This window comes from Cryobacterium sp. M91 (assembly GCF_002929615.1).
Classification (GTDB): domain Bacteria; phylum Actinomycetota; class Actinomycetes; order Actinomycetales; family Microbacteriaceae; genus Cryobacterium; species Cryobacterium levicorallinum.
In genome coordinates this window covers 190,996-212,619 of the sequence record NZ_PJJT01000086.1, presented here as the reverse complement: position 1 = coordinate 212,619, position 21,624 = coordinate 190,996, and the positions used below count along the sequence as shown (strand labels likewise).

The 21,624-nt window shown below is 63.9% G+C and carries 19 protein-coding genes, 1 tRNA gene and 1 pseudogene; 15 read left to right on the top strand and 6 right to left on the bottom strand.

Going from position 1 to position 21,624, the window contains the following annotated elements:
* The gene (sufT, locus tag CXY80_RS12230; RefSeq protein WP_092449390.1) at nt 1-552 is read left to right on the top strand and encodes a putative Fe-S cluster assembly protein SufT; all 552 of its coding nucleotides are present in this window, start codon (nt 1-3) and stop codon (nt 550-552) included.
* 64 nt (nt 553-616) lie between these two features.
* Nucleotides 617-1,777, top strand: coding sequence for a folate-binding protein YgfZ (locus CXY80_RS12225; protein ID WP_104132671.1), 1,161 nt, complete (start codon nt 617-619; stop codon nt 1,775-1,777).
* Nucleotides 1,778-1,818: 41 nt separating this feature from the next.
* Here CXY80_RS12225 and idi read toward each other — a convergent pair whose 3' ends face one another.
* The gene (gene idi / locus CXY80_RS12220) at nt 1,819-2,376 is read right to left on the bottom strand and encodes an isopentenyl-diphosphate Delta-isomerase (protein ID WP_233195327.1); all 558 of its coding nucleotides are present in this window, start codon (nt 2,374-2,376) and stop codon (nt 1,819-1,821) included.
* Nucleotides 2,377-2,474: 98 nt separating this feature from the next.
* Here idi and CXY80_RS12215 point away from each other — a divergent pair, with 98 nt between their 5' ends.
* Together CXY80_RS12215 and CXY80_RS12210 are read left to right on the top strand one after the other, a co-directional pair.
* Nucleotides 2,475-3,818: an MFS transporter gene (locus CXY80_RS12215; RefSeq protein ID WP_233195326.1), complete on the top strand. Its 1,344-nt coding sequence runs from the start codon at nt 2,475-2,477 to the stop codon at nt 3,816-3,818.
* Nucleotides 3,819-4,378: 560 nt separating this feature from the next.
* Nucleotides 4,379-5,575: pseudogene (locus tag CXY80_RS12210) on the top strand (IS4 family transposase); the annotation flags it as partial.
* A 330-nt stretch (nt 5,576-5,905) separates the two neighbouring features.
* On the opposite strand, the gene CXY80_RS12205 reads toward CXY80_RS12210, so the two are convergent.
* The gene (locus CXY80_RS12205) at nt 5,906-6,628 is read right to left on the bottom strand and encodes a phosphocholine cytidylyltransferase family protein (RefSeq protein WP_255411851.1); all 723 of its coding nucleotides are present in this window, start codon (nt 6,626-6,628) and stop codon (nt 5,906-5,908) included.
* 842 nt (nt 6,629-7,470) lie between these two features.
* On the opposite strand from CXY80_RS12205, the gene CXY80_RS12200 reads away from it, so the two are divergent.
* From CXY80_RS12200 to CXY80_RS12190, 3 genes are all read left to right on the top strand, one after another.
* A complete protein-coding gene (locus tag CXY80_RS12200) occupies nt 7,471-8,439 on the top strand; it encodes an ATP-binding cassette domain-containing protein (RefSeq protein ID WP_166787489.1) in 969 nt (322 codons plus the stop codon).
* A complete protein-coding gene (locus tag CXY80_RS12195; protein ID WP_104132670.1) occupies nt 8,415-9,989 on the top strand; it encodes a hypothetical protein in 1,575 nt (524 codons plus the stop codon). The genes CXY80_RS12200 and CXY80_RS12195 overlap by 25 nt, the downstream gene beginning before the upstream one ends.
* 62 nt (nt 9,990-10,051) lie before the next feature.
* The gene (locus CXY80_RS12190; protein WP_092449385.1) at nt 10,052-10,336 is read left to right on the top strand and encodes a DUF3039 domain-containing protein; all 285 of its coding nucleotides are present in this window, start codon (nt 10,052-10,054) and stop codon (nt 10,334-10,336) included.
* 18 nt (nt 10,337-10,354) lie between these two features.
* Here CXY80_RS12190 and CXY80_RS12185 read toward each other — a convergent pair whose 3' ends face one another.
* A complete protein-coding gene (locus CXY80_RS12185) occupies nt 10,355-11,626 on the bottom strand; it encodes a nicotinate phosphoribosyltransferase (RefSeq protein WP_233195346.1) in 1,272 nt (423 codons plus the stop codon).
* Nucleotides 11,627-11,773: 147 nt separating this feature from the next.
* On the opposite strand from CXY80_RS12185, the gene murI reads away from it, so the two are divergent.
* Genes murI through CXY80_RS12165 form a run of 4 tightly spaced genes read left to right on the top strand, consistent with a single transcriptional unit; the run spans nt 11,774 to nt 14,937 of the window.
* Complete coding sequence (gene murI / locus CXY80_RS12180) at nt 11,774-12,631, top strand: glutamate racemase (protein WP_104132669.1); 858 nt, start codon at nt 11,774-11,776, stop codon at nt 12,629-12,631.
* Nucleotides 12,632-12,640: 9 nt separating this feature from the next.
* Entirely contained in the window at nt 12,641-13,375 is a 735-nt protein-coding gene (gene rph, locus CXY80_RS12175) for a ribonuclease PH (protein ID WP_104132668.1), read from the top strand.
* Nucleotides 13,376-13,378: 3 nt separating this feature from the next.
* A complete protein-coding gene (gene rdgB / locus CXY80_RS12170; protein ID WP_092449379.1) occupies nt 13,379-13,969 on the top strand; it encodes an RdgB/HAM1 family non-canonical purine NTP pyrophosphatase in 591 nt (196 codons plus the stop codon).
* Between the two features lie 59 nt (nt 13,970-14,028).
* Entirely contained in the window at nt 14,029-14,937 is a 909-nt protein-coding gene (locus tag CXY80_RS12165) for a cation diffusion facilitator family transporter (protein ID WP_104132667.1), read from the top strand.
* A 33-nt stretch (nt 14,938-14,970) separates the two neighbouring features.
* On the opposite strand, the gene CXY80_RS12160 is transcribed toward CXY80_RS12165, so the two are convergent.
* The 3 genes from CXY80_RS12160 to CXY80_RS12150 all read right to left on the bottom strand — a co-directional run bounded on the left by CXY80_RS12160 (nt 14,971) and on the right by CXY80_RS12150 (nt 16,895).
* Entirely contained in the window at nt 14,971-15,708 is a 738-nt protein-coding gene (locus CXY80_RS12160; RefSeq protein ID WP_092449375.1) for a DedA family protein, read from the bottom strand.
* A 136-nt stretch (nt 15,709-15,844) separates the two neighbouring features.
* Nucleotides 15,845-15,926, bottom strand: a tRNA-Leu gene (locus CXY80_RS12155).
* Between the two features lie 15 nt (nt 15,927-15,941).
* The gene (locus tag CXY80_RS12150; protein WP_198415547.1) at nt 15,942-16,895 is read right to left on the bottom strand and encodes a LysR family transcriptional regulator; all 954 of its coding nucleotides are present in this window, start codon (nt 16,893-16,895) and stop codon (nt 15,942-15,944) included.
* A 159-nt stretch (nt 16,896-17,054) separates the two neighbouring features.
* On the opposite strand from CXY80_RS12150, the gene CXY80_RS12145 reads away from it, so the two are divergent.
* The 4 genes from CXY80_RS12145 to CXY80_RS12130 all read left to right on the top strand — a co-directional run bounded on the left by CXY80_RS12145 (nt 17,055) and on the right by CXY80_RS12130 (nt 21,615).
* Nucleotides 17,055-18,461, top strand: coding sequence for an MFS transporter (locus tag CXY80_RS12145; protein ID WP_092449371.1), 1,407 nt, complete (start codon nt 17,055-17,057; stop codon nt 18,459-18,461).
* A 163-nt stretch (nt 18,462-18,624) separates the two neighbouring features.
* Nucleotides 18,625-19,389 (top strand): 3-hydroxybutyrate dehydrogenase, encoded by a 765-nt coding sequence (locus tag CXY80_RS12140; protein WP_092449456.1) that lies wholly within the window; start codon nt 18,625-18,627, stop codon nt 19,387-19,389.
* Nucleotides 19,390-19,522: 133 nt separating this feature from the next.
* Entirely contained in the window at nt 19,523-20,755 is a 1,233-nt protein-coding gene (locus CXY80_RS12135; protein ID WP_104132666.1) for a CpaF family protein, read from the top strand.
* Nucleotides 20,752-21,615 carry a type II secretion system F family protein gene (locus CXY80_RS12130; RefSeq protein ID WP_092449367.1) on the top strand — a complete coding sequence of 288 codons (864 nt, stop codon included), beginning with the start codon at nt 20,752-20,754 and terminating at the stop codon, nt 21,613-21,615. Before CXY80_RS12135 ends, CXY80_RS12130 begins: the two co-directional genes overlap by 4 nt.
* Nucleotides 21,616-21,624: the final 9 nt, after the last annotated feature.

Below are 21,624 nucleotides of genomic sequence, written 5' to 3'. Positions count from 1 at the left end.
ATGGACTCAGGCCAATACAAGATCGTTGAACTCGAACACAGCTGCCAGGCGACGGTAATCCCGGGCGGGCAGCCGATGCTGCTTCAGGCCGGCGAGCAGGTTGTCATAACGCAAACCCTCGGTGCGAGCGTCACCGTCCAAACCTCAATGGGCTACCTCGTTCGGATCAGTGCCGAAGACTCGGCCGCGCTCGGCCTGAGCCGGCTGGTCGCCGAAACCGTGACCATGAATGACGGTCCGTTCGACCTGGACCAGGTGCTCGATGCGCTCAAGAACGTGTTCGACCCGGAAATCCCGATCAATGTTGTCGATCTGGGGCTGATCTACCTGTGCGAGGCGGAGCCGCTGCCCGATGGCACCCACCGGGTCGAAGTCAACATGTCAATGACCGCTCCGGGCTGCGGCATGGGCGATGTGCTCAAAGAGGATGCCCGCACCGCAATTCAGGCGGTTCCGGGCGTCGGCGAGATCGATATCGAACTGGTCTGGGACCCACCGTGGGGCCAGGACCGGATGTCGGAAGCAGCTCGGCTCCAACTCGGAATGTACTAACCAGGCACGACAATATCGGGCAGTTGATGGCGCCCAATGGAGACAGATGAATTCAACGCAGGGAATGCTCGCTCCGCAGATCTCCGTCGGGAACGCGCCGGTCGCGTTCAACGAATTTCTGAACCGGCCCGGCGCTGTCGGTGCCGACCAGGCGGTCGATGCCGGAGTGGCTGCCCACTATGGGGACCCCCTCGACGAGCAGCGCGCACTGGCTGCAGGAACCGCGATCGTGGACCTCTCACACCGGGCTGTGATTACCATCAGCGGTCCCGATCGCCTCAGCTGGATAAATTCATTGACCAGCCAGAGTGTCGCCGGTTTGGCGCCGGGCGAATCCTCGGAGACCCTTCTACTCAATATGACCGGGCGGATCGACTATGCGGTGCGCCTGTTTGATGACGGAACCGATCTGTGGCTGCTGATGGAGCGAAACGAAGTAGCAGGGCTGCTCACATGGTTGGGCAGCATGCAATTCGCGCTGCGGGTAGAACTGATGGATCGTTCCATCGAATTCGCGACCATCGGAACCCTCGGCCAGCCGACGCTTCCGGTTACGGCCCCTCATGGGCTTCCCGTGGTCTGGCGGGACCGGTGGATGAGCGTTGGCCCGGGTGGATTTCAGTACGCGAAGGCTACCAGGCATCCGGCGGCGGGCTGGACCTACAGCGAGGTATTGGTGCCGCGAAGCGCCCTGGCAGGGATCGTCGCCTCCGATATTCCTGTCGCTGGACTTGACGCCCTCGAGGCCTTGCGCGTAGCAGCCTGGCGGCCACATTTTTCCTCGGAGGTTGACGAAAAGACGATTCCCCATGAACTTGATTGGTTGCGCACAGCCGTGCACCTGAACAAGGGCGGTTATCGCGGCCAGCAGACGGTGGCCAAGGTGCACAACATCGGGCATCCCCCGCGCCGGCTCGTGATGCTCTACCCGGAAGATGCGCACAGTGCTGATAAACACAGTGTGCGGCCCGCGCGCGGCGACGAAGTTGTGGCACCGAACAAAGACGGTGCGGACCAGATCGTCGGGCGGGTGACTTCGGTTGCCCGGCATTTCGAATTGGGTACGGTCGCGCTCGCGGTCATCAAACGCGGCACCGATCCAACGGCCGAACTTTTGGTGCGAACGGCCGGCTGCGATATTCCGGCCAGGCAGGTCGTGATCGTCCCGCCGGACGCGGGCGCCGCAGCCACCGTAACCGTTTCTCGGCTGCCGCGCCGGGGGTAACGAACCTGAAGATGGTGCAGCCGAGTTCGGGCGGGAGTGATCTAGCCCTGGGGGAAGAGGAGGGGGAGTTGCAGCGTCAGCCAGGGGCTGAACGCCCACGGGGTGATGCGTACCGCCGTCACGAGGTCGTCGCGCGGCACCCACCGCCATTCCATTACTTCGTCGGCACGTGGCACGACCGTCGAGTGCGTGATCGCCGTGAAGACCGGGCATATTTCGTTCTCCACGATTCCGGAGGCGTCGATCGCCCGGTAGCGAAAATCGGGCAGCACCAGGGTGAGTTCGGTCAGGGCGATACCGAGTTCATGGCCCGCTCGGCGCCTGGCCGCATCAGCCAGGGTTTCGCTCGGTGCGGGGTGACCACAGAAGGAGTTGGTCCACACGCCGGGCCAGGCCTTTTTGGTCAGCGCCCGCCGGGTGACCAGGATACGCCCGTTCTCATCGAAGACGTGGCACGAAAAAGCCAGGTGCAGGGCGGTGTTATCGTCGTGCACGAGTGCCTTGTCGGCCGTGCCGATCGGTGTTCCATCGTCGGCCACCAGCACCACGGTCTCGATCTCAAGAATGTCGAGGTCTTTGGTCAAGCTGTTCTGCCCCACGTTTGTCCATCCTCTCAAGGTCTGTCCTTCAAATCTACGCCAGTGACGCGCGTAAAATTGGGGTTGATCGTTCAGTGTCGAATTGAAATGGAAAGTCTGTGGCCAAAGTTCCGCCCGCAACCCGCACCGCCCGATTGGATGCCCTGCCGTTTACCCGGGAGCATCGACGCCTTCTGGTCGGGTCCGGCCTGGGCTGGGCGTTGGACGCCATGGATGTGGGGCTCATCTCCTTCGTGCTGGCCCAATTGGCGGTGCAGTGGAACACGAACGGCATGGAATTGTCCTGGATCGCTTCCGCCGGTTTCGTCGGCATGGCCGTTGGCGCTGTTCTCGGTGGACTCTTGGCCGATCGCATCGGACGCCGCCAGGTATTTGCGCTGACCCTCCTCGTTTACGGCGTGGCGACGGGGGCATCCGCTCTTTCCGGATCGGTGGCCGTGCTGATCGCCTGGCGCTTCGTTGTGGGGCTCGGTCTCGGCGCTGAGCTTCCGGTCGCCTCGACCCTCGTTAGCGAGTTCGCGCCGCCGCGAATTCGCGGTCGGATCATCGTGTTGCTGGAATCGTTCTGGGCGATTGGCTGGACCCTCGCGGCAGTGATCGGATATCTTGTGGTGCCGTCGTCGGAGAACGGATGGCGCTGGGCCCTGGCCGTCGGCGCGGCCCCGGCCCTCTACGCCATGTTCGTGCGGTTGCGGCTTCCGGAATCGGTCCGTTTTCTTGAATCGCGTGGGAGGTTTGTACAGGCAGAGTCGACCGTTCGCCGCTTCGAACTCTCGGCCGGAGTCACGGTCCCACCCCCAGCATTGGACCCGGCCGATCGGGCCGGAGCCGAACGAAAGGTTTCCGCAGGAGGCTTCACCGCGCTGTGGCCGCCGGGACTGCGTGGCCGCACGGCCGCCCTCTGGTTGGTCTGGTTCTGCGTCAATTTTTCCTATTACGGTGCCTTCATCTGGTTGCCTACCGTTCTGGTCGCCTCAGGCTTCTCACTCGTGCGTTCCTTCGCGTATACGCTGATCATCACCGTGGCGCAGCTTCCGGGCTATGCCGCTTCGGCGTATCTAATCGAACGGTGGGGCCGACGTAGCACCCTCGCTGTGTTCCTGGTCGGTTCGGCCAGTTCGGCTGCTCTGTTTGGCCTCGCAACGAATGCCAGCCAGGTGATTGCAGCGGGCATGCTGCTCTCGTTCTTCAACCTGGGAGCGTGGGGTGCGCTCTACGCGGTGACGCCGGAGGTCTATCCCACTCGCATTCGGGCCACTGGCTCCGGGTGGGCGGCAGGCAGTGGTCGCATTGCCGCGATCGTCGCACCGCTGGCGGTGCCCCTCCTGCGCGATACCGGCGGAACCGGGCTGCTCTTCGCGGTTTTCGCGGGGTTCTTCGTGGTCGCTGCGCTCGGCACCATAGGACTCCCGGAGAAACGGGGCCTGGCTTTGAATGATTGATATCTTTCGGCCAGTGATGGTTCTGGTGTTGTGCGTGTTTCGGTTTGTCCTCCCGCCGTGCAGCATCAGAGTGAATCCCGTTTGGGGGGTGGTGATGGGGGTAGCGGTCGCCAGAGCGATGGGAACAAACTAAGCCCAACGGTCCCGTAAAATTTTGCAAACTTCAGATTCGGCGGGGCAGGGCCGGACGAAGGAGTTCATTCCATGAGAATAACGTGCCCGTATTGCCATTCTGAGGCCAGACTGAGACCGAATCCGGCTCCAGCTGACGGGGTCACTTCACCCCGATACGAACTCGAGTGCAGCGGTTGTAACGCCACTTCAGTCCGGCCCAACCCGGGACGGCGGCAACCTCGCTGCTCAGCGGACGGGACCTTTATCCCGGAATCGCTGGCTCGTGCTTCGGCGGGATAATTTACTTCAGGCCCAGGCGCCACACGGGGCATTCTCTCTGGTCAGGACTCGCGCCGTGCCTTCCATGAGCGTTGGCCTGCCGTGGATCTGTGGCCTAATCCCAATGCTGTGCACTTAGTATTAAAATTTTAACTTTCTGGCATGGCATGGCGCGAATTGGATGGGTAACTCCGGTAGGTCCGGAGCGGTTGAGTGATCATGTTTCTTTGGGCGTGTTGACGCGGGTCTTCCCGCCCGATGTGGTTGATGCCGTGATCGAGCGGACGGGTGCTTTCTAGCAGCGGAATCGGCTGTTGCCGTCCCGACTGATGGTCTACTACGTGATGGCCTTGGCCCTGTTTTCCGCTCGCTCGTATGAGGAAGTCATGCGGTCGTTGTTGGCTGGGATGGAATGGGTCACGGGGCGATTTCGCGAATGGACTTTGCCGTCCAGAGCAGCGATTTTTCAAGCACGGACTCGGTTGGGCTCGACGATGATGGTCGAGTTGTTCGCCCAGGTCGCTAAACCCTTCGGAGTTTCGGGCGGTAGCGGATTTTCCCGAAAGTGGCCGTTAGTTAGTGTCGACGGGACGACCCTGGATTTGGCGGATGTCCCAGCTATTGAGCGTGCCTATGGCCGTCCGGGGACAAAGACGGAATTCAAGAGCACATTCCCGCAGACACGGGTGCTGGGCCTGGTCGAAGGCGGCACCCATGCGGTAATTTCTGCGGTGGTCTCCGGGTATCACGCCGCTGAACATGACCTGTATCCGGCGCTGCTGGCAGATCTGAAAAAGGACATGCTGCTGTCGGCCGACCGCGGGTTCTATTCGTACTCGGCCTGGAAGGACAGCGTCGCCACGGGCGCTGACCTGCTTTGGCGGATGAAAGCCAACAACCTGCTGCCCGTGCTGAAGGAACTCGCGGACGGGTCCTACCTCTCGACCCTGTACCCCAGCAGCAAGGACCGGCGCAACAACACCGCGGGGATCCCGGTGCGTGTCATCGAATATGACGTCACCACCGGCGAGGATGTCAGCACGTTTCGCCTGATCACCAACATATTGGACCCGGTGGCCGCCGATGCGGACGACCTGGCCAGCGCCTACGCCAAGCGGTGAGAAATCGAGTCCTGTTTCGACGAACTCAAAACCCACCAACGCGGACCCGGACTCGTTCTGCGATCCAAAACACCCGACGGGGTACTGCAGGAAATCTATGGATTCCTGTGCGTGCACTACGCGATCAGATCCCTCATTGGCACCGTTGCTCAACACTTCGAGGAAGACCCGTTGCGCTTCTCCTTCACAGGCACCCTCCGGGCCGCGCGGCGATCCCTTGCCGCGCGCCCGGCTTTTTCCCCCTCAGCGATTGGCTGGAGCCTTCACCAACTTCTGCCAGGAAATCATCCACGAGCTCCTGCCCTTACGACGTCACCGCGTCGTCCCACGTGCCGTCAAACGCAAAATGTCCAAATGGCCAGTCAGGAAAATACTCAAACCAAGAACTTAAGTGAACAGCATTGGGCCTAAATCCCCCGATTGATGAATCTTGGCCGGCGCGCACGCTCCGGCCACCCGCCTCAGGTCGCGGTTTCGTTCGCCTCAACTGAGGCGCAGCGACTCGCGTTGCGGCACGACGGAAAAACCCAGCGCCTCGGCATGGGGTTTTTCCGTCGTGCCGTTCGGTGTCGGTTAGACGAACAAGTTCGCGCGCTCGAGGTCTTCGGCGAAATCCACCTCGACGGCGTAGAAGTCGGAGATGTTCACCGGCTCCACCAGCATGCGGTTCTGCTCGATCGCAAGCTCAATGCCGCGCTCGAAGTAGTCCTGGTCGGCTACCTTGCTCAGTTGGCGGATCAGCGTCGCCTTGTCGGCACTCGACACGTAGTTGATGCCGACGGCTTCGCCGAGTCCGCCCTTGACGGTCTTGGACAACTCCTTGATATAGCCCTCGGCGCTCGTCGTGTACTTGACCTCTTCATCGGACACCTTGTCGGTGTTCACGGTGACGAAGGACTGGTCGCGGGCCATCATGGCGGCCGCGCGGTCGAGAATGGCCGGGTCGAAGACGACATCACCGTTCATCCAGAGCACGCCGCCCGACTTCGACGCCTGCAGGGCACGCAGCAGGCTTTTCGACGTGTTGGTCTGGTCGTATTCTTCGTTGTAAACGAAGGATGCCTGTGGGAACGCTTCGATGATGTGCTCGAGCTTGTAGCCGACGACGATGGTGACCTTGGCGGCATTGCCGAAGGCGTGGGCGATGTTGTCGAACTGCTGCTGCATGATGGTGCGGCCATCGTTAAGTTCGGTGAGCGGCTTCGGCAGAGAGCGTCCGAGGCGGCTGCCCATGCCGGCGGCCAGAATAACGACCTGTGTCTTGACCGACTGCGTCTTACCTGCCTGTGTCGTCACGATTATCTCCTCAAGAATGGTTGGGGCTACGCCTGAAACCCCACTCGCTTGCGAAGAGTTTGCTTAGGATTCACCTACATGTTCACGTAAAGACACACCGTTATGTCAACCTCACCATAACCCGTCGGGTCGTTCCGCGGGCAGAAACGGCGCAGCACGTGTCCATTTCGTGACCCGGCATGGAGCGTACTCACAGGTTGAAATGGCTGTCAAGCGGCCTTCCGCGCCCTCAGGTCGTTGGTCCTTGGTAGGTTAGCTGAGTGACTTTTGTGCCGCTTAACTCCGAACCTGACGACGAATCTGTCACTGTCACTTCCGCTGAATCGAAAGCGCCTAACGCCGTGGAACGAAAGATCGTGGAACTCAACGCCGCGGGTCCGGCGGCAATTGAGTCAGCTCTCGTTGAACCAGCCACGCTGGAACCTCCCGTTCCGAAGCCGGCTGCGCGTAAACCTGCCGTGCGTAAACCTGCTGCGCGTAAACCAGCTGTACGCAAGCCAGCCGCTGGGGCATCGGCTGCGGCCACGGCTAAGAAATCGACCGCGCCTGAACCGAACGCATCAACCTCCTCTGACACAACGGCCACACCGGCCAAGCCGGCCGCACGCAAGCCGGCTGCACGCAAACCGACCGTGCGCAAGCCGGCGGTTCGAAAGGCATCCATCCCCGCGTCAACGACCGCTCCGGCACCATCCGCGGCCACGACGTCGTCGCTCGCCAACAGAGCGACCGACGAAACGACTCGTCCCTATGCGACGCGTGATGCGCTCCAGGACCGGCTCCGCGCCGCTGCGCCCACAGACCCGGCCGCGCCGGATCCCCAGACCGAGGTTCTAGCCGAGCTGGAGCCACAGACCGAGGTTCCGGCCGAGCTAGAGCTACCTACCGAGGTTCCAGCCGAGCTAGAGCCACAGACCGAGGCTCAATCCGAGATTCAAACGGCGCCCCAGTCAGCGCCCAAAACGGCACCCAGAACGGCCCCGAAGGCCGGACCGAAGGCGAGCCTGAAGGCACAACCGAAGTCCGTGCTCGCATCCGTGGCCAAGCCGGCCCCGATTGTGATCGAGGCCCGTGGCCTGATCAAACGCTTCGGACAGACCATCGCGGTTTCCGACCTCAACCTGACTGTTCGTGCCGGGTCATTTTATGGCATCGTCGGACCGAACGGTGCCGGCAAGACCACGACACTGTCCATGATCACCGGGCTGCTTCGGCCGGCAGCCGGAACCGTCACCGTGCACGGAATCGACGTCTGGAAGCGACCCAACGACGCCAAGCGCGTCATCGGGGTGCTGCCCGATCGGCTTCGGCTGTTCGATCGGCTGACCGGGGCGCAGCTGCTTTATTACGCTGGCACGCTCCGCGGGCTCGACAACGACACTGTGCGTACCCGGTCGGCGGATTTGGCCGCGGCGTTCGGCCTCGAGGACGCACTCAACCGGCTGGTCGCCGACTACTCCGCCGGCATGACCAAGAAGATCGCCCTGGCCTGTGCCATGATCCATTCCCCCCGCGTACTCGTGCTCGATGAACCCTTCGAGTCGGTCGACCCGGTTTCCGCGGTCAACGTCACCGAAATTCTGCAGAAGTATGTTGCTGCCGGCGGCACCGTCGTGCTGTCCAGCCACGGTATGGATCTGATTCAGCGGGTCTGCGATCACGTCGCGATCATCGTGCAGGGGCGGGTCCTGGCTGCCGGCACCGTTGACGAGGTGCGTGGTCAGAAGACGCTCGAAGACCGGTTCGTTGAACTCGCCGGTGGGCGCAAGGTGGCGGAGGGCATGGAATGGTTGCACAATTTTTCGGATTGAAACTCCGGCTGCTCGCTAACCTATTTTGCCGGAGTCCCTGGCAGGTCGTCGGCCTGCTCGTCGGCCTGCTCTACGGGCTCGGCGTTGCCATCACTTTTCTCGTCGCCCTGATCTCCCTGCGATTCGTCGGTGACCCGGTTCTGATTCGTGATTCGCTCATCGTGGCCGGATCGGTGGTGGTGCTGGGCTTTCTGCTCATCCCGATCGTCGCCGGAATCGACGACAGCATGGACCCACGCAAGTTCGCCTTCCTGGGCATTCCGAATCGTTCCCTGTCGCTGGGCCTGGCAGGGTCGGCTCTCATCGGTGTTCCGGCCGTCACGCTGAGCATTGTTCTGCTCGGCACGGTGTTTACCTGGTCGCGTGGCGTGGGCCAGACGCTGCTCGCGCTCGTCTCAGCCGGACTCATCCTGGCCACCTGCATTCTGTTGTCGCGAGTGAGCGCATCCCTTGCAGCATTTCTGCTCTCCACCCGGCGTTCGCGAGAATTCACCGGCCTCATTGGAGTCGTCGTGCTGGTCATGATTTCCCCGGTGGTCGTGGTGCTGATCAGCACGGACTGGGCCCGGCACGGCCGTACCCTGCTCGGCACGCTCGCCTCAATTCTGGGCTGGACGCCGCTCGGTGCAGCCTGGGCAGTGCCCGGGGACGCCTCCACCGGTGCCTGGGGCCCGGCCATTCTCAAGCTCGTGATCGCTGCAGCGTCGGTCTACACCCTGTGGTTGATCTGGCAGCTGGTCGTGGCGCGTATGCTCGTGTCGCCTGGTCGCGAAGCGGCAGCGAAGCAGTATTCTGGGCTGGGCTGGTTCGACCGCATGCCGCACAACGCCGTCGGCGCCATCGCGGCGCGCACCTTCACTTACTGGGCCCGTGACTCGCGCTACTGGGTATCGCTCATCATGATCCCGATCGTTCCGATTATCGCGGTCCTGCCACTCATTATCGCCGGTGTGCCCTTGCACTACCTCGCCTTGGTCCCGGTTCCGCTCATGTGCGTCTTCCTCGGCTGGACTATGCACAACGACGTCGCCTACGACAGCACGGCCATCTGGCTGCACGTTGCCTCCGGTACGCGCGGGGTAGCCGACCGCATCGGTCGGCTCGTTCCCGCATTGGTCATGGCCATCCCCGTTATCGGCATGGGGTCGGCCATCAGTATCTGGTTCTACGGAGACTGGACGGTGCTGCCATCCATGCTGGGAGTGAGCACCTGCATCCTTCTGGCCGGTCTGGGTTTTTCGAGCTACACCTCGACGAGGTTTCCGTACCCGGTCACGAAACCCGGCGACAGCCCGTTTGCGCAGCCGCAGGCCTCCGACACGGCAGCGGCTCTGGTGCAATCGTTGACCTTCACCGGCTCGATCGTTCTCGCGCTGCCCGCGCTCCTGTTCGCGTACCTGGGAATTACCGAGGATCCGGTCTGGCATCTGCGTAGCCTGGGAGCTGGAATCGGGCTCGGTCTGCTCGCCGTGATCGTCGGAATCTGGCTCGGCTCGCGCACCTTCGAACGACGTGGACCCGAGATGCTCGCCTCCGCGCAGCGCGCCTGATCACCACCTACCTGATCACCCCGTGCCAGCCCAGCCGGCCCGAGATTGCTTAGACTGGTGCCATGACTGAATTTCGCGCGAGCATTGCAGAACCCGGCCAGCCCGGCGGCGGAACGTCCACCCTCGACCGTGAGCTTGAAGAACTCATCAAGCAGGAGCAGCTTGAACCGGGCGACCACGAACGGTTTTCGCACTACGTCCCGAAAGACAAAATCATGGAGTCGGCCATTTCCGGCAAGCCGGTCAAGGCGCTGTGCGGCAAGAAGTGGTTGCCGGGGCGCGACCCGGAGAAGTTTCCGGTCTGCCCGACCTGCAAGGCCATCTACGAAAAGATGAAGGCCAAGTAGCAGGTAGTCCGGCCGCAGCTAGCGGTACGAGGTCGGAATAACAGCCTCGCCGCGCCCGAGCCGAAACGCTTCAATCGGCAATTCCTGCATAACGGATGCATTATGCGCGCGAGCGCGCAGGGTCCCGGCAGATCCCAGGTAGCGATTGTCGACAGTGCCGCCTTCGATGAGGGGCACGAGGAGTGTTCGTTCCAGTCCGCTGCGGGAATCGAACTGGGCAGCGGGCCCATGGTCGAGCACGACGATTTCTTCCTGCGCGATACCGGCGCCATCCACTCGGCGCAGTGCGCTCTTGCGTCCACCGATGGAGAGTTTCGCGGTTGAGGTCTTGGCAACGGAAATCCAGTCATCGCCGTGTCCCTTGTGTGCGACGAGCTTGTAGACCAGGCCGGCGGCCGGCTCGCCAGAACCGGTGACCACCGAGGTACCGACGCCAAAGGCGTCGACCGGGCTGGCCGACAGGGCAGCGATGGCGAACTCGTCGAGATCGCTCGTGACCGTGATCTTCGTGTTGACCGCGCCGAGCGCGTCAAGCTGGGCGCGCGCGGCGGCCACGACGGTGGGTAGATCCCCGGAGTCGATGCGGATTGAACCGAGGTCGGGGCCAGCGACCTTGACCGCCCGGGCGATGCCGGCGGGCACGTCGTAGGTGTCCACGAGCAGCGTCGTAGCCGCACCGAAGGCATCCACTTGCGCCTGGAATGCTTCTTCTTCGCTGTCGTGCAGCAAAATAAATGAGTGCGCGGCGGTGCCCATCGTTGGCAGGCCCCACTGGCGGCCGGCTTCGAGGTTGCTGGTCGAGGCGAAGCCGGCGATGAATGCGGCGCGGGCGGCAGCGACCGCCGAATGCTCATTGGTGCGGCGTGAGCCCATTTCGGCGATCGGGCGGCCGAGGCTGACCGAGACCATGCGCGCGGCCGCGCTCGCGACCGCGATGTCGTAGTTGAGCACGCTCAAAATGAGTGTCTCCAGAATGACGCCCTCGGCGAAGGTGCTTTCCACCAGCAGAAGCGGCGACCCGGGAAAGTAGGCTTCCCCTTCCTGATAGCCCCAGATGTTGCCGCTGAAGGAGTAATTGGCGAGATAGTCGAGGGTGGGCGTGCGCACGACCCCGTTCTGCTCCAGCCAGGTCAGTTCTTCGGTTTCGAAGCGAAACTGCCGAATCAGGTCCAGCAGTCGGCCGGTGCCGGCGACGATGCCATAGCGGCGGCCCGCCGGCAGGCGCCGGGCGAAGGCCTCGAACATGCACTCGCGATCGGCGGTCCCACTTTGGATTGCGGCGTCGACCATCGTGAGTTCGTAGCGGTCGGTTCGCAGTGCCGGTGAGTGCAGTGCCGGCGTGCGGGCGGCCGGGTCGCCATCTGCGGGAACGGGGAAAGTGGGGGACGGGGTCACCCGGCACAGCTTATCCGCTCGGTCGGGCTAGGCTTGATCTTCGTGACGGATGCGCCGATTGGTATTTTCGATTCCGGAGTGGGCGGCCTGACCGTCGCCCGGGCGATCAAGGACCAGTTACCGAACGAATCCATCCTTTATATCGGCGATACGGCGCACTCGCCCTACGGCTCGAAGAAGATCGCCGATGTGCGCGGTTTCGCACTCGACGTGCTCGATGACCTCGTCGCCCAGGACGTGAAACTGCTCGTCATTGCCTGCAACACGGCGTCGGCGGCCATGCTGCGCGATGCCCGCGAACGCTACAGCGTTCCGGTGATTGAAGTCATCCAGCCCGCAGTTCGGCGTGCGGTCGTGACCACGCGTAACCAGCGGGTCGGGGTGATCGGAACGGTCGGCACCGTCAACTCCCGCGCCTACAACGATGCCTTTGCTGCGGCGCCCCAAATCTCCCTGTTCAGCCAGGCTTGTCCCCGTTTTGTGGAGTTCGTCGAGGCCGGTGTCACGACCGGCGCCGAGCTGCTCGCCGTCGCCGAGGAATACCTCGCACCGCTGCGCGCGGCCGAGGTCGACACCCTGGTGCTCGGCTGTACCCACTATCCGTTCCTGCGCGGCGCGATCTCATATGTCATGGGGGAGGGCGTGACTCTGGTCTCCAGCGACACCGAAACCGCCAACGACGTCTACCGGGTGCTGGTCAGCCAGGGGCTCGAACGTGGCCGCACGAGTCCGCCGACCTATCGCTACGAGGCCACCGGTGACAGCGCCGAGGATTTTCTGGCCCTCGCTCATCGCCTGATCGGCCCCGAAATCAACCGGGTCGAACTGATCGAAACCGGCGCGATCAATCTGAGCGCACTCGCATCGCCACCCTTTTCCGTCTTGAACCCGAACCACTAGGAGTACACCGTGACCGAAACCCTGCGCGCCGACGGGCGCACCAACGACGAACTGCGCCCGATCACGATCGAGCGCGGCTGGAGCGACCAGGCCGAAGGATCGGCACTGATCTCCTACGGGCGCACCAAGGTGCTCTGCACGGCATCGTTCACCAATGGCGTTCCGCGCTGGATGAGCGGCAAGGGCAAGGGCTGGGTCACTGCCGAATACTCGATGCTGCCCCGCTCGACCAACAGCCGCATGGACCGCGAATCGGTTAAGGGCAAGATCGGCGGCCGCACCCACGAGATCAGCCGCTTGATCGGCCGCAGCCTGCGCGCTGTCGTCGATATGAAGGCGCTGGGCGAGAACACCCTGGTGCTCGACTGTGACGTGCTGCAGGCCGACGGCGGCACCCGCACCGCGGCCATCACGGGCGCCTACGTGGCCCTCGCTGACGCGCTTGAGTGGGGTCGCAGCAAGAAGTTCATCTCGCAGAAGGCGCAGCCGCTCATCGACAGCGTCTCGGCCGTGTCAGTTGGCATCATCGGCGGTGTCCCCATGCTCGATCTGGCCTACACCGAAGACGTGCGAGCCGACACCGACATGAACGTGGTCGTGACCGGTCGGGGCAAATTCGTCGAGGTGCAGGGCACCGCCGAGGCGGCACCGTTTGACCGCAGTGAACTGGACACGTTGCTCGATCTGGCGCTGAAGGGCGCCGTCACCCTGACCGAGTTTCAGACCAGCGCGCTGGGGAACTGACACGTGCAGATCGTTCTCGCCACGCACAACGCCCACAAGGTTGAAGAGCTGCGGCGCATCCTGGCCCCACAGCTTCCGGGCGTTGAGGTGCTCGCCTACGACGGCCCCGAGCCGGTCGAAGACGGCGTCAGTTTCACCGAGAACGCCCTGATCAAGGCCCGTGCTGCCGCGGCGCACACCGGGCTGCCGGCCATTGCCGACGATTCCGGCATCTGTGTCGACATTCTCGGCGGAGCGCCCGGCATCTTTTCTGCGCGCTGGTCTGGCCCGGCCAAAGATGCTGGCGAGAATCTGCGCCTGTTGCTCTGGCAGCTCAGCGACGTTCCCGAGCAGCACCGCGACGCGCACTTCACCTGCGTGGCAGCCCTCGCGCTGCCCGACGGCACCGAACGTGCCGTGACCGGCGAATGGCCGGGGCAGCTTCTGTTCGAACCGGCCGGCGAGAATGGATTCGGGTACGACCCGATCTTTCTGCCGGAGGGCTATGCCATCTCGGCCGCCGAACTCTCGGGGCACGTGAAAAACCAGGTTAGCCATCGGGCGATCGCCTTCGAGGGTCTCGTTCCGGTACTGCGCGAGGTGCTCGGCAGCTGATTCACTGCCAACTCGCCGGGCGGCTGGCGAGCAGCCCACCACGGCCCTAACCTTGTGCCATGGGCCACGATCACGCGCACGGCACCGGATCGAATCGGAGGCGTTTGTCGATCGCCATCGGCATCGTGGGTTCCGTTCTGGTGCTCGAGGTACTGGGAGCCTGGCTGACCGGCTCGCTCGCCCTGTTGGCCGACGCCGGGCACATGCTCTCCGACCTGTTCGGGCTCATCGTCGCGTTGACCGCCACCCTGGTCGCGGCAAGGCCAGCCACGGACCGGGCCACCTTCGGCTTTCAGCGCGCTGAGGTATTCGGCGCGCTCATCAATGGTCTGATCCTGCTCGTGGTGGCCGGTGTCGTCTCCGTCGCGGCGGTGCTGCGGCTGGTGCGCCCGAGCGACACGGAGGTGCTCGGCACTCCGATGCTCGTCGTTGCGATCATCGGTCTCGCCGCGAACGTGGCGGCTATGGTGCTGCTGCGTCCGGCCGCCGCCGGGTCGATCAACATGCGTGGCGCCTACCTCGAGGTGCTCGGTGACGCTCTCGGGTCGGTAGCTGTGATCGTCGCGGCCATCGTCATCCTCTTGACCGGTTTTGCGGGGGCGGATGCTGTCGCTTCGCTGGTCATCGCCGGAATGATCGTGCCGCGCGCTTACTTCTTGCTGCGGGACGTCGTGCGGGTGTTCAGTCAGTCAACACCGGCCGACACGGACGTGTCCGAGATTCGGCGCCACCTGCTCGGTACCACTGGTGTCGTCGCCGTGCACGACGTGCACGTTTGGGCCATTACGAGCGGCGCGCACGTGTTCACCGCCCACGTCGTCGTCGAACCGACGGTGCTCGCTGCCGGCACGGGCACCCTGCTCGACGAGCTGTCGGGGTGCCTGGCGAAGCATTTCGACGTCGCCCACTCCACCTTTCAGCTGGAACCGTCCGAGCACGCCGAGCACGAAGACCAGCAGCACCGCTGAGCTGATCAGAACCAGTTGATCAGAAGCAGCTGATCAGACCTCGTGCCGGCCGGAGTGGTTCGTCTTGAACGTGTCGGGGTCGAGCAGGTGGCTGCCGGTGGCTTCGCTGGGCCGATCGCGCAGGCGACGGGCCTTCACGACCGACTGCACGTAGTGGTACACCGTCGGGATCAGGGTGATCACGACGGCACCGATTAGGATCAGGTCGATGTAGGCCGTCACGAAGTCAGCGACCGGCGGAATGTAGCCGAGAAAATAGCCTGCAAGGGTCAGCCCGGTTCCCCAGAGCAGGGCACCGATCAGGTTGTACAGGGTGTACTTGCGGTAGTCCATGTGGCCGACACCGGCGGCGACCGGGGCAAAGGTACGCACGATCGGCACAAACCGGGCCACGATGACGGCGACGCCGCCGAAACGCACGAAGAATGCATTGGTGCGGTCAACGTTTTTAATGCTGAACAGGCCGGATTCCTTGCGTTCGAAGACGCGCGGGCCGAACTTATGACCGATGAGGTAGCCGACCTCGCCGCCGAGAAATGCCGCAAAGCCGATGGCCAGTGCGACCCACCAGATGTCGATCTGAATCACGCCGGCTGCGGGGAACGCGAGTAGGCCGGTGATGATCAACAGCGTGTCCCCGGGGAGGAGAAATCCGACGAGCAATCCGGTCTCGGCGAAGACGATGGCACAGACGACGAGCAGCGCCCACGGACCGGCCGATTCGATGATCTGGGTCGGGTCGAGCCAGGGAATCAGTGCGGTGGGATTCATGCAGGGAACTCCAGTTGGCGGCGGGCATTTATCGGGTGAGTGCAGCGGATAACGAGCCCAGAGTATCGCGCAATCGTGGGAAATTGCCCGGCCGCTCCGCCCCGGCATTAGGGGGAGGTGACGCCCGATGACCGTGTGCGGGAGAGGGGACTTGAACCCCCACGCTCGAAAGCACAGGAACCTAAATCCTGCGTGTCTGCCAATTCCACCACTCCCGCCGGTGTGCTCCTAGTCTAGACGGCCAGTTGCGCGGCAGGATCTCGCTGGCCGTCGTGATGACCAAGCAACGCCGCGGCATACGATTCCATCTGGGCACGCAGGGCGCCCACCAGTGCCGCCACGGCGGGCAGCCGCAGCGATTCGGTGCGCAATACCATCCAGTACGGCAGTCGCTCCTGAAAACTTTGCGGCAGCACCCGTACCAGATCAGCGTGCTGATCGGCCATGAAACACGGCAGGAAGCCGATTCCAGCGCCGGCCCTGGTGCCCTCGACATGCACGAAGACGTTCGTCGAGCTGAGCGACTCCCGCATCTGCGGTACCAGCCGCCTGGGCGCGTCGAGATCGTCGACCTGCAGCATCGAATCCACAAAATAGACGAGCGGATGCTGCGTCAGCTCCTCCACCGTCGTCGGAGTGCCGTGTTCGGCCAGGTACGGCCGGGAGGCGTACATACCGAGGTGGTAATAGCCGAGCAGGATCGATTCGGCCCGGTGCACCTGCGGCTCACCGACCACGACCTCGATATCCAGGCCGGAGCGGTGCTGCAGGGCGCGACGTGTCACGGTGACGATTTCAACTCGCAGCAGCGGATGCCGTCGCTGTAGCGCTGCCACGGCCGGGGCGGCGATGTAGGCGCTAAACCCGTCGGTGGCCGACATGCGCACCACTCCGGACAGCTGCGGGGAATCTGTCGCGGAGCTGCGCAGCAGGGTGAGCGCCGATTCGACGCCTTCGGCCGCAGTCAGGGCTCGGTGTCCGAGCTCGGTCAACTCCCAGCCGCCGACAGCGCGGGCCAACAGACGACCGTCGAGCGCCTTCTCCAGAGCGGCGATCCGCCGGGACACCGTGGTGTGGTTGAGGCCCAGGCCCTCGGCGGCGGTCGTGAAACGCCCGGTGCGGGCAACGGCCAGAAAGATCAGCAGATCATCGGGGTGTGGGTCGGTACCAGCCGGTTCAAAGGTCATATCTGCAATTATGCACACGCGCTCTGTCATTTTGACTCTTGTTGCCCGGCCGTCCTGCGGGAATACTCAGTCAGGTCGTGCTTCAGCCAGGCGGCCGAAATCTTCCGCGCACTTCTCACCGCACAGCACGTGTCATTGACGACACAAAGGAGACAGACAATGAGTGTCAATCAACGCGTTGGGGCTGCCGATTCCGGTAAGACCACGCCAACCGCCGGCAGCGAAACTGAAAAGTCCGGCCTCAAGAAGATCGTCGCCGCGTCGATGGTGGGCACGGTCGTGGAATGGTATGAGTTCTTTCTCTATGCCACGGCCGCGAGCCTGGTCTTCGGCACGGTCTTCTTCCCGAACGCCGGCAGTGAGCTGGACGGCATTATCGCCGCCTTCCTCACCTACGCCGTCGGGTTCATTGCGCGGCCTTTGGGCGGCATCGTGTTCGGCCAGATCGGTGACAAACTCGGTCGCAAGCACACCCTGCAGGTGACGATCATCATGGTTGGTGCCGCCACCTTCCTCATGGGCTGCCTGCCCGGCTTCGACACCATCGGCTACTGGGCCCCCGCGCTGCTCGTGGCCCTCCGCTTCATCCAGGGCTTCGCCGTCGGTGGCGAGTGGGGCGGCGCCGTTCTGCTCGTCGCCGAGCACAGCCCGAACGCGTCGCGTGGCTTCTGGTCAAGCTGGCCGCAGGCCGCCGTTCCGGTGGGCAACCTGCTCGCCACCCTCGTGCTGCTGACCATGACCTGGCTCCTTCCGCCCGAGCAGTTCCTCAGCTGGGGCTGGCGTGTGGCGTTCTGGCTCTCCGCGATCATCGTCGTGATCGGCTACTACATTCGCACCCACGTCAGCGAAGCCCCGATCTTTCTCGAGGCCCGTGCCCAGGTTGAGGCCGAGAAGGCCGTCAACTATGGCGTGCTCGAGGTCGTGAAGAAGTACCCCAAGGGAATCCTCGGAGCCATGGGTCTGCGCTTCGCCGAAAACATCCTGTACTACATCATCGTGAGTTTCTCGATCGTCTATTTGAAGACGGTGCACGAGTACGACACGGGCCAGCTGCTGATCGCCCTGCTGATCGCCCACGTCGTGCACTTCATCGTGATTCCGCAGGTCGGCCGCCTTTCGGACCGCCTCGGCCGTAAGCCCGTCTACCTCGCCGGTGCCGTGCTAGGTGCCAGCTGGGCATTCTTCGCCTTCCCCATGTTCGACACGCTGAACCCGGTGCTCATCATTCTCGCCGTCACGGTCGGGCTCTGCTTCCACGCCCTGATGTATGCCGGTCAGCCCGCGATCATGAGCGAAATGTTCCCGACTCGGATGCGCTACTCCGGGGTATCACTCGGCTACCAGGTCACGTCGATTCTGGCCGGGTCGATGGCGCCGATCATTGCCGCCGCGCTGCTGCAGCAGTACAACACGTGGGTTCCCGTCGCGATCTACATCATGATCGCCTGCGCGATCACCGTGGTCGCCGTCGTCACCCTGAAGGAGACCAAGGGGGCATCGCTGCGCGAGGTCGACGCGGTCGACGCCCGCAAGCATGGGCTCGAGCCCGCCTCCTCCGGCAACTGACCGGCTCAACTCATTCGATCGTCTGAGGTGGGGCGCCGTGGGTGCCCCGCCTCAGACCGACCCACCCTGCAGCGATCGCGCAACCAAAAGGAACCAAATGACTGATCTCACCGACGCCGTCAGCGCCAACACCTTCCTTGCCAGCAGCGTCTCCGTTCGAACCCTGAGCCAGCCCCTCGCCGGTCGTCGCGCCTTCGTCACCGGCGGGGCGAGCGGAATCGGCGCGGCCGTCGTTCGAACGCTCGCCGCTCGGGGCGCGCACGTCGTCGTCGCCGACATCGACACAGCGGAGGCGACCGCCCTGGCCGAGGAGGTCGGTGGATCAATCTGGACCGTCAACCTGATGGCCACCGAGGCCCTCACCGATAACGCTCTTGCCACTGCTCTCGACGGCGTCGACATTCTGGTCAATAACGCGGGAATTCAGCGGATCAATCCGATCCAGGACTTCAATCCGGCCGATTTTCACAACATTCTCACGCTTATGCTGGAGGCCCCGTTCCTGTTGATTCGGGCCGTACTGCCGCAGATGTACGCGGCGAACTTTGGGCGCATCATCAACGTGTCCTCGGTGCACGGCATTCGTGCCTCGCCGTTCAAGAGTGCCTATGTCTCGGCCAAGCACGGGCTTGAAGGCCTGTCCAAGGTGACCGCCCTCGAGGGCGGGGCGCACGGAGTGACGAGCAACTGCGTGGCCCCCGGTTACGTGCGCACCCCCCTGGTCGAGAAGCAGATCACCGACCAGGCTCTGGTGCACGGTATTCCGGAGGCCGAGGTGCTCAGCAAGATCATGCTCACCGAGAGCGCGATCAAACGACTGGTTGAACCAGCCGAGGTCGGGTCGCTCGTGGCCTGGCTCGCCTCCGACGATGCTGCCATGGTCACCGGGTCGAGCTACACGATGGACGGCGGCTGGTCAGCGCGCTGACGCTGGGTCGATCGCTGATAATCGCAACGGATGCCCGGCATCCGTTGCGACCATTTTTGGGGCTCGGGGCACCTAAAAACAAGCCCTGTGGATAACTTATACGCAGAACGGCAAATGAGGCCATTATACGGGGATGACCGAAGCCGTTCGTATCATCACAGAGCAAGTGCGATCGCGGGTGCGCCGCGAGGGCGTCGACCTGGCGGCCAATAACGCGCTGGTCGAGCAGTACGTGCGCGACGAACTGCGCCGGTACAGCGAGCGGGCGCTCAGCGGGCTCGCGCCGATGATCGCCGACGAGCACCAGGCCGCCCGCGAGGTTGTGGCCGCGCTGACCGGTTTCGGCGTCTTGCAGCCGTTTCTGGATGATCCGGAGATCGAAGAGATTTGGATCAATGGCCCGGCCCGGGTATTCGTCGCCCGCGACGGGGTCCCAGAGCTGACCACGCTGCTGCTCGGCGAGCAGGACGTGCGCGACCTCGTTGAGCGGATGCTGCAGGCCTCCGGTCGCCGAGTCGACCTCTCGTCGCCGTTCGTCGACGCCTCGCTACCGGACGGTTCCCGACTTCACGTCGTGATCCCAGATATAACGCGAAAATATTGGGCGGTGAACATCCGCAAGTTCACCCGGCGTATTCGCGATCTGAACCAGCTCGTCGGGCTCGGCTCACTCACCCAGCAGGCCGCCGATTTTCTGCGGATCTGCGTGCTCGGCGGCCAGAATATTCTGGTCTCCGGCGCCACCCAGACCGGCAAGACCACGATGCTGAACGCCTTGCTCTCGTCGACGCGGCCGGGTGAGCGCATCGTGACCGTCGAGGAGACCTTCGAACTCGATCTGTCGGCACGAGACGTCGTCGCGATGCAGTGCCGGCAGCCCAGCCTCGAGGGCACCGGCGAAATCACCCTGCGCCGCCTGATCAAGGAATCCCTGCGCATGCGGCCCGACCGGCTAGTGGTCGGTGAGGTGCGCGAGGCTGAAAGCCTCGACCTGCTGATCGCCCTTAATAGCGGGCTCCCCGGAATGTGCTCGATTCATGCCAACAGTGCCAGGGACGCGCTGGCCAAGCTCTCCACCCTGCCGCTGCTGGCCGGCCGCAACATCGACTCGTCGTTCGTGCTGCCGACGGTGGCCGGCTGCATCGACATCGTGGTGCACTGCGAGATTGATCGGCACGGCCGTCGCCGGGTCACTGAGATCATTGCGCCGAGCGGCCAACTGGCCGGCTCGACGATCGAGGCGAGCCCCCTGTTTCTGTCCCCGCACGGGCACCTCGATCCGACCGGCTCGCATCCCACCAAGCTCGCCAAATTTCGTGCCGCCGGCGTCGACCCGGCACTGGTGTTGCGGCAGGGTGCCGCATGACTCTCGTGCTGGGGTGCCTGCTCGGGAGTGGGCTCGTGCTGCTGCTGGCGCCGTTTCTCTGGCCGGCCGGCGCTGTATCCGCGGGAGGCCGGGCGGGCGCCGGGGAGCGGATGCGGGTGCGCCTGGTTCAGGGCGGGCTGCGGTCGGTGCCGGTGTCGGCGTTCCTGGCGGTGTCGACGATCGTGGGTGTGGCATCCGCTGCCCTGATGCAGGGCCTGTTCGCCGTACAGGCCCTGAGCGCCGTCGCCGGACTGGTCGGAGTGCTGCTGCCGTGGCTGATCGTCTCGTGGCGGGCCGCGGCCCGGCGCCGGGCCAATCGCACGGTCTGGCCCGATGTCGTCGACCATCTCGTGTCGGCACTGCGTTCCGGGCTGGCCCTGCCCGACAGCGTGAGTAGCCTCGCTCAGGCCGGACCGGTGGCCACCCGCACGGCGTTTGCCCAGTTCGAGCGGGAGTACCGGGCCACCGGCAATTTCAGCTACTGCGTCGACGAACTCAAACGCTCCCTCGCCGATCCGGTCGCCGATCGCATCCTGGAAACCCTGCGCATGGCCCGGGAAGTGGGTGGAAGCGACCTCACCGTGGTGCTGCGCAGCCTCGCAGCCTGGCTACGGCAGGATGCCGCGGTACGGCTCGAAGTTGAGGCGCGGCAGTCCTGGGTCGTCAATGCGGCCCGACTGGGGGTGGCCGCACCGTGGATTATCCTGGTGCTGCTCGCGTCCCGCCCGGAGGCTGCCGTCGCCTACAACTCGCCGGCTGGCGTCGCCGTGATCGCGAGCGGCCTGGCCCTGTCAATCGTGGCCTACCGGGTCATGCTCGCGCTCGGCCGGCTGCCGGAGGAACGCCGATGGTTCGCGTAGCCGGCGGGT